The sequence below is a fragment of the Sporolactobacillus inulinus genome, from assembly GCF_006539285.1.
Taxonomy (GTDB): domain Bacteria; phylum Bacillota; class Bacilli; order Bacillales; family Sporolactobacillaceae; genus Sporolactobacillus; species Sporolactobacillus inulinus.
The window spans coordinates 1-6,873 of sequence record NZ_BJMS01000128.1 but is presented as its reverse complement, the minus strand read 5'-3'; the positions used below and the strand labels follow the sequence as shown (position 1 = coordinate 6,873).

Below are 6,873 nucleotides of genomic sequence, written 5' to 3'. Positions count from 1 at the left end.
CGCGCGATCCCACAGGCGCCAGAGCACCTCCGCGTTTGATGGATTGTCGTTCTTTACTTGCAAAAAAAAATCCTCACACAACGTTCTGTACGAGAATTTTTTCATTATGGTTACATGGCTCTGAGCCGTTCAATCCGACTTTCAATCGGTGGATGGGTTGCGAACCAGTTGGTTTTTTTCTTGTTTTTTCCGAATGGATTAGAGATGTACATTGAGGCTGTCGCGTCCTTGACCTGTTTCATCCCTTGGTCGTCGCTGCTGATTTTGGTAAGCGCGTTGATGAGTCCTTGCGGATCGCGGGTTAGTTCAACTGCTGAGGCATCTGCCAAATATTCGCGATTTCGCGAGACGGCGAGCTGGACAAATTGTGCGACGAGCGGCGCGAGAATGATCAGGACCAGCGCGATGATCATGAAAATTGGATTTGATTTTTCACCGTTGCGCTTGTTGCTGCGCCCGCCGCCCCAGAAAAACATGCGCTGCCCGATGTCGGCAACAACAACAATTACACCGACAAGTGCAATGCAAAGCGTCATCAAACGAATGTCGTAATTGCGAATATGAGAAAATTCGTGTGCAGCGACTGCGGCGATTTCCTCTCGGTTCAGTCGTTCGAGCAAGCCGCTGGTGAACGCAATCACGCTTGACTCCGGTTTCATTCCGGTCGCAAACGCATTGGGCGACGGATCGTTGACAATATAGATTTTCGGCATCGGCACATTCGCGGCCAGCGCCAGTTCCTCGACAACATTGAACAGCATCGGGTTGTCCTTTTTCTCAATCGGATGCGCACCGGCCATGCTGAGCACTTGCGCACGCGCACTGGCAAAGGTGATCGGCACGTAAAAAGCAAGCACAACCGCTGCAATGATTGGCCCGGAGAACAGATCTCCGTTCAGAAAATAGCCGACCGCCCAGCCGATCGCCAGAACAAGTACGCAGAAAAAGGTGAGCAAAACAAGCGTTTTCCGCTTATTTTGTTGTATTTGCTGATAGAGCATACGCAGCCTCCGTTAGAACGTAACCTTAGGCACGTCGCGTTCGGCTTCCGGAATCGAGAGCAGTTCTTCTCTTTGGAAGTTGAACAGTTTTGCAATAATGTTCGACGGGAACGATTCACGCTTAATGTTGTAATCTTTAACCGTTTTGTTGTACAGCTGGCGTGAATAAGCAACTTTGTTCTCAGTCGTCGCCAGTTCTTCCTGCAGGCTGAGAAAATTCTGGTTGGCTTTCAAATCCGGATAGGATTCCGCCAGCGCAAAGATTGACTTCAACGCGCCTTCAAGCTGATTATCCGCTTCAATCCGCTGCTGCGGCGTCCCGCTGACCAGGCCGTTGCGTGCCGCAATGACTTGATTGAGCGTTTCTTTTTCATGTTTGGCGTAGCCTTTGACCGTTTCGACAAGGTTGGGGATCAGATCATGGCGCCGTTTCAGCTGGACATCAATCTGGCTGAATGATTCCTGCACCCAGTTGCGCAGCTTGACCAAACCGTTGTATTGCGCAATAAAATAGATCACGATAATCGCAAGGATCGCGATAATAATCCAAGTTGCCATCTTTTTTTCTCCTCTTTAAATCATTTTCTTAAGTATAGCATTGGAATGCCGCTTATGAATGATTCATCAGAAAAATTCCATAACCGACGCGCACAAAAAATGTACCAAGAGCGGACAAGACGCTTCGATTGTCCGCGTCAACGGACGTGCGCCTTAGCTTCGGCCTAAGCCATTGCTGCAGGCTCGCCAATTTGTAAAAGTCGATTGATCGCCTGAACGAAATTCCAGCTGTTCTATATTTAAAAACAGCAGCTTCTCAAAGCCGCTGCTCCAACCTTTTATTCGAGGCAGTACGCTTGGATGCGCCGGCGATCCGCGCGGGTAATCCCGAACTCGGTTTCCAAGTACTTACCGAACTTGCCATAGCTGCTGAAGATCTCGCCAATCGCTGCGTCCAGGTATTGTTCATGAACGAGGAAGCCTTCCTCGAACCGCTTTAACTGCAAGCCGCTCACGTAACGCGCCGCCTCCGCGAATGTTTCCTCATGATAGCGAACCAGTGTCTTATTCGAGAGCAAATAATCGTCCATAATCGTCTCAAAGGAGACACCGAGCGTGCGCAGCAGCAGCATGGCGCCGACCCCGGTGCGATCACGGCCGCCGGCACAGTGGTGCAGTACCGGCAGATTTTCCTCAGGGTTCTTGAACAACTGCATGAGCCGATGGTACGATTTGTTGTGCACCGGCATTTCCCGATAGACTTGTGCAAACTTTTCCCGTGTAAACGTTTTATAAAAGGTCGCCGGATCCCATTCCTCGCGCGCTGTCGTTTTGTCTTCGCCGTTAACCGCAATCCGCTCATGGCGCTCGCTGCCGATTTGCGGATCCGGCCGTACATCCGCTTCCGCTTTATCACGATAGTCGTAAATGATTTTGAGATTCAGCTCCTGAATATGTTTTCGATCTTGCTCGGTACTATCTGTCAAATCGGCCGACCGGAAGAGCAGACCGCGCTTCACTTTCCGACCATCCCGCGTTTTGATTCCGCCCATATCACGGAAATTATAGACGCCTTTTAAAGGCAAGACGCGTTCCATTAATCCATTCGTTTCCATCGGATCCCCTCTTTCCATCCACTTTTTTTCTGTTTTCATTTATCATATCATAGTTTATGAGCGGAATTATTTCGTGTATGCAAACGAATCCAAAACTTTTCTGAGTGACGGTAACGTTCGCGGTCAACCGCCGCATCTCGGCTTTTCTTTTTGCGCCCGGGGTTTAACGAAAATCACGGTTAACGCTGGAAACTGTGGGAAGGGAGCAAGCGATGACTTTTCTCGAAAAACTGTTTCATTGGATGGTATTGATCGGATTGTTGCTTCTGTTTGGGCGCGTTCTGACGCTGATTTTCCGGTTCATGAATCGGCCGTTTCCGACTTTTTTCAAGGATTATAGTATCCCGTCTTTTATCGTGCTGATCGTCGGCGTGATTGGCAGTGAGGTCATCAAAAGCAGAAACAAAGGCAAATAATAAGGACCGCGCGTTAGTCAAACGCGACGGTCCAATCCGGATCGTGATATGCGGCGAAGCACATCTGAATTTGTTCTCTTGTATTTTTTTCTTCGGCGAGCAGCGGCAGCTCATCCAGTGCGAAGCAGCGGCTCTCGGTGGTTTCACTGTTTGCCTGGAATTGTCCGCCGATTCGTCTGCATTGGACGAAAACTTTGCATATGCCGTACGCGTAGCGCGGCCGGTTGTGGGCGTTGCGATCGTGAACCGCAATGATCCGCACCGGTTCAACGTCCAGTCCCGCCTCTTCTTTCACTTCTTTTTTCGTATTGGATTTGATCGATTGATCAACGTCGACCCAGCCGCCGGGCAGCGACCAGGTGCCGTTGTTTTCTTTGACGAGCACTATTTTTTCATCTTGAAAGATGGCGGCTCGCGTATCGAGCTTCGGCGTCTGATAGCCGGTTTCGTTGCAAAAGAGATCATGGACCTGATCTCGCGAGATGCCGCTTTTCGCTTGGATCATTTCTGCGGCGATTTCGCGTATGCGGGTGAACCGCTCCTGATCAAAACGGTCCTTCGTGTAAGCGAGCCCCGCTTGTGCAAGCGACTGAAGTTCAATCGCCCAGTCCAGCCAAGGCTTATAAAGATCTTCATTTTGCTCCATGTATGGCTCAGCCCTTTCCTTCTTCGAATTCGGAATAAAGCGACATGCCGCCGTCGACGAAAAGGGTTGTCCCGGTGACATAGCTCGATTCGCTTGACGCCAGCCATGCGGCGGCTGCGGCCACTTCTTCCGGCTTCCCAATGGAATTGATTGGAATCAGATCCAAAGTGCTCTGTTTCTGCTTCGGATCAGCGAATTTCTCGGCATTAATCGGCGTTTCAATCGCGCCCGGGGCGATGCTGTTGACGCGAATGCCGCGTTTCGCATACTCCAAAGCAATTGTTTCGCTAAACAGCTTGACCCCGCCCTTGCTCGCGGCATAGTGGGCGAACGTCGGCCACGGGATCCGCTCATGAACCGAAGACATGTTGATGATGTTCCCCTTCTTCTGGTGCTTCAGAAAATGGTTGATCGCCGCCCGTGCACCGAGAAAAACGCCGGTCAGGTTGACGTTGATCACTTTCTCCCATTCTTTGAGGCTCATCTCATGCGTGGGGACGCGATTCTCCATGCCGGCATTGTTGACCCAGACGTCCAGACCGCCGAAATGCTTTTCAGCTGCATCAAGGAGTGCCTGAATGCCTTCCTCGCTACCGACATCGGCTTGAATCGCAACCGCGTCGCCGCCGGCTTTTTTCAATTCTTCAGCGGTTCGTTCCGCATGCTCCCGGTCGCTGTGGTAATTGATTACAACGGCCATTTTTTCTTCAGCCAGTCGGCGCGCGATCGCGTTTCCGATCCCCTTTGAGCCGCCGGTCACGACCGCTACTTTTCCTGCCAGATCTGTATACATTGAAAAACCTCCGAAAGTATGTCTTCTTTTTATTGTGAAAAAGAAACGGCTCAATTGCAAGCCATCCGCAAAGGTCTAACCGTTCGCTTAAGCCTTCTCGCTCATTTTTCCCGCCAAACTGATTTATAATAACCATTGGGAACACAATTGGAGAAAGAGGGATTATTCATGGAAACAACAAGAAACAAAGCGCAAATCAAAGCGCAGATTTTGGACGCGTTTCACTTCCGCCATGCCTGCAAGGCGTTCGACCCAGCCAAGAAAATCAGTGACGACGACTTTCACTTCATTTTGGAAACCGCGCGGCTGTCGCCAAGTTCTTTTGGCCTTGAACCGTGGAAATTCGTCGTTGTACAAAATAAAGATCTGCGGGCAAAACTCGCTCCGGATGCGTGGGGCGCAACCGAAAAGCTGAAAACAGCCAGCCATTTCGTCCTCGTTCTGTCGCGACTGAAATCGGGACTTGCAGCAAATTCGCAACATGTTCAGCACATGATCCATGAGGTACAGCAGTGTCCGCCGGATATTGCCAAGATGATGACCGGCGCGATCGATAATTTTCAAAAGGTTGACTTTGATCTTGCAAGCAATGATCGTGTCTTCTTCGAATGGGGTTGCCGTCAATGCTACCTTGCCCTCGCCAACATGATGACCGCTGCTGCTGAAATCGGCATCGACTCCTGCCCAATTGAAGGGTTTAATAAGGAAAAAATTGAAAAAGTGCTGAACGATGAAGGGATCATCACAGGCAGTGATTTCGGCATCGCCTGCATGGCAGCATTCGGCTACCGCGCCAAAGAGCCGCGGCCGAAAACGCGCCAACCGATCGAAGACATCGTCGACTGGCGTTAAGGAAGAGGAACATATTGGAGGCGCAGCCGGTTTAGGCTGCGCTTTTTTTCACTGGTAAGAAAGTATATAAAATATTAAAGGAAACGAGTGTAAGTGCAACTATGTCTTTGCCTTCGCCAGAGGCTTGGCAAAGACAAGTTTTCTAATGCACGATGAGAAGGATAAGGGCAACTAAGACTTTGCCGGGTTTTCTTTATAGGCGCGACTGTCGCGGTAGCTCGCTCAGTCCTTGATTTTGCTTAATCGTTTTCGATCATTTTCGTTTTTCGCTTTTTCGTTTAACAACATTTTGGCCTTTAATTAAGTAACTGGTAAAATAAGCGGAGATTTTTCGGTTATCTGCAGAATGGAGCGCATTTCGGGGATACATAAGGCAATAGCCGATTTGCGCCGTTTTGTTCGCCCAATTGATTTCGTTAATACTGATCAGTCCCGCTGTCTCGTTATAAAGAAAGTTTGGTGAAGCCAAGTTTTCAGGCGACGGCTGAGCTTTCATTGTCTTTATACGATCTTTTCTTATTCTATGAAAAAGGATGACCGCCGTCATGCTTCGGTTCTTGCCATAACCCTTGCGCGCTGCTTGAATAAACGTTTGAGTATCCGTGACCGAGCACGTCACATCCAGCCACGGCAGCCATTCGCGCAGCGAATTACGCGACTGTTCCGTCAAATGAAAAATCGCTTCTGCATCTTGCGGCTCTACGAGTTTCAGCGCAAGTTCATCGTCAATTTTATGAAGAAACATAAGTAAGCATCCTTTCTGTTTTTTCATTATTGTATCATGCATGGGTTGAATAGTTGGGTTAAAATGGAAGAAAAATATTGGAGGGAACGATTTGAAAAAGTTAGGACTACTTTTCGTATGCATGATGCTTTTCACCGTTTCATCGTGCACTTCGCTAAGCACAGAGCCGCCTAATGTACACGTCACTGTGCAACACAAAAAAACGGAAACACGCAAGGGCGGCTATGAATGGAGCTACTGGTTGTTCAGCCGCACCTCTGTCGTCGCCGATGCTTCATCGCAATGGACGGAAACTATGCATAGGCTGTCTATTGATCCCGGCCAAAAAGCAACCGTCTCCTTTTCCGATCGTTCCCACCCGAAATTCAGTGCGCATCTCTACAATCAGCACCGCAAAGGATCAATGCTCCCGGTTCATAAAAACCGATAACGTTGCCAACAAAACCAGGAATTTATGTGATCCTGATTCAAGCACATTGGCGATCCGGCAAATCAGATTATGCATTTTCTGTTAACGTGGACGAAGAGACGCTTGGATTTTCAAAGGAACGTTCCGTATCGATATGAGAAAAGCTGTCATCTTCATCACCGGCATGTCGGGAGACCGGGAAATCCACCTTGCGTGATGAAGTTTAGCGCAGGGTACAAAGCTGTCGATACCGACAACACGACCTCATTTGGGAAGTGCCGCTTCCTGACGGACAAGGTGTTGAGCAGCGCTGGAAGGAGCAGTGAATAAGCAATCTTCTTTAAAATCATGATGAACCGTGTATTGTTTCTCTCGGGATACGCTCCGATTAAGTGACG

At 49.3% G+C, this 6,873-nt stretch carries 10 protein-coding genes; 3 read left to right on the top strand and 7 right to left on the bottom strand.

Going from position 1 to position 6,873, the window contains the following annotated elements; genetic code table 11:
- Positions 1–110: 110 nt before the first annotated feature.
- From htpX to SIN01_RS13410, 3 genes are all read right to left on the bottom strand, one after another.
- Positions 111–1,001, bottom strand: a complete 891-nt coding sequence (htpX, locus tag SIN01_RS13420; RefSeq protein WP_047035256.1) for a zinc metalloprotease HtpX — start codon at positions 999–1,001, stop codon at positions 111–113.
- A gap of 12 nt (positions 1,002–1,013) precedes the next feature.
- Positions 1,014–1,559, bottom strand: coding sequence for a LemA family protein (locus SIN01_RS13415; RefSeq protein WP_010023532.1), 546 nt, complete (start codon positions 1,557–1,559; stop codon positions 1,014–1,016).
- A 278-nt stretch (positions 1,560–1,837) separates the two neighbouring features.
- Positions 1,838–2,614 (bottom strand): tyrosine-protein phosphatase, encoded by a 777-nt coding sequence (locus SIN01_RS13410; protein ID WP_010023530.1) that lies wholly within the window; start codon positions 2,612–2,614, stop codon positions 1,838–1,840.
- Between the two features lie 212 nt (positions 2,615–2,826).
- Here SIN01_RS13410 and SIN01_RS13405 point away from each other — a divergent pair, with 212 nt between their 5' ends.
- On the top strand, positions 2,827–3,030 hold the full coding sequence (locus tag SIN01_RS13405) for a hypothetical protein (RefSeq protein WP_010023527.1): 204 nt from the start codon (positions 2,827–2,829) through the stop codon (positions 3,028–3,030).
- Positions 3,031–3,043: 13 nt separating this feature from the next.
- Here SIN01_RS13405 and SIN01_RS13400 read toward each other — a convergent pair whose 3' ends face one another.
- Positions 3,044–3,676: an NUDIX hydrolase N-terminal domain-containing protein gene (locus SIN01_RS13400; RefSeq protein WP_010023526.1), complete on the bottom strand. Its 633-nt coding sequence runs from the start codon at positions 3,674–3,676 to the stop codon at positions 3,044–3,046.
- Between the two features lie 7 nt (positions 3,677–3,683).
- On the bottom strand, positions 3,684–4,469 hold the full coding sequence (locus SIN01_RS13395; RefSeq protein ID WP_010023525.1) for a glucose-1-dehydrogenase: 786 nt from the start codon (positions 4,467–4,469) through the stop codon (positions 3,684–3,686).
- A 168-nt stretch (positions 4,470–4,637) separates the two neighbouring features.
- Between SIN01_RS13395 and SIN01_RS13390 the strand changes: the two genes are divergently transcribed.
- The gene (locus SIN01_RS13390) at positions 4,638–5,321 is read left to right on the top strand and encodes an NAD(P)H-dependent oxidoreductase (protein WP_010023524.1); all 684 of its coding nucleotides are present in this window, start codon (positions 4,638–4,640) and stop codon (positions 5,319–5,321) included.
- Between the two features lie 253 nt (positions 5,322–5,574).
- Here the strand turns inward: SIN01_RS13390 and SIN01_RS13385 are convergent, their stop codons facing one another.
- Entirely contained in the window at positions 5,575–6,066 is a 492-nt protein-coding gene (locus SIN01_RS13385) for a GNAT family N-acetyltransferase (RefSeq protein WP_052766845.1), read from the bottom strand.
- Between the two features lie 91 nt (positions 6,067–6,157).
- Here SIN01_RS13385 and SIN01_RS13380 point away from each other — a divergent pair, with 91 nt between their 5' ends.
- Positions 6,158–6,496 carry a hypothetical protein gene (locus SIN01_RS13380; RefSeq protein WP_010026445.1) on the top strand — a complete coding sequence of 113 codons (339 nt, stop codon included), beginning with the start codon at positions 6,158–6,160 and terminating at the stop codon, positions 6,494–6,496.
- A gap of 155 nt (positions 6,497–6,651) precedes the next feature.
- Here SIN01_RS13380 and SIN01_RS15255 read toward each other — a convergent pair.
- The coding region (locus SIN01_RS15255) for a hypothetical protein (protein WP_218027788.1) at positions 6,652–6,873 on the bottom strand (222 nt) is incomplete at its 5' end.

Coding starts and splice junctions, on each gene's coding strand:
- SIN01_RS13395 (WP_010023525.1), bottom strand. CDS start 4,469: ATGTATACAGATCTGGCAGGAAAAGTAGCGGTCGTGACCGGCGGCTCA.
- SIN01_RS13390 (WP_010023524.1), top strand. CDS start 4,638: ATGGAAACAACAAGAAACAAAGCGCAAATCAAAGCGCAGATTTTGGAC.
- SIN01_RS13405 (WP_010023527.1), top strand. CDS start 2,827: ATGACTTTTCTCGAAAAACTGTTTCATTGGATGGTATTGATCGGATTG.
- SIN01_RS13410 (WP_010023530.1), bottom strand. CDS start 2,614: ATGGAAACGAATGGATTAATGGAACGCGTCTTGCCTTTAAAAGGCGTC.
- SIN01_RS13415 (WP_010023532.1), bottom strand. CDS start 1,559: ATGGCAACTTGGATTATTATCGCGATCCTTGCGATTATCGTGATCTAT.
- SIN01_RS13385 (WP_052766845.1), bottom strand. CDS start 6,066: ATGTTTCTTCATAAAATTGACGATGAACTTGCGCTGAAACTCGTAGAG.
- htpX (WP_047035256.1), bottom strand. CDS start 1,001: ATGCTCTATCAGCAAATACAACAAAATAAGCGGAAAACGCTTGTTTTG.
- SIN01_RS13400 (WP_010023526.1), bottom strand. CDS start 3,676: ATGGAGCAAAATGAAGATCTTTATAAGCCTTGGCTGGACTGGGCGATT.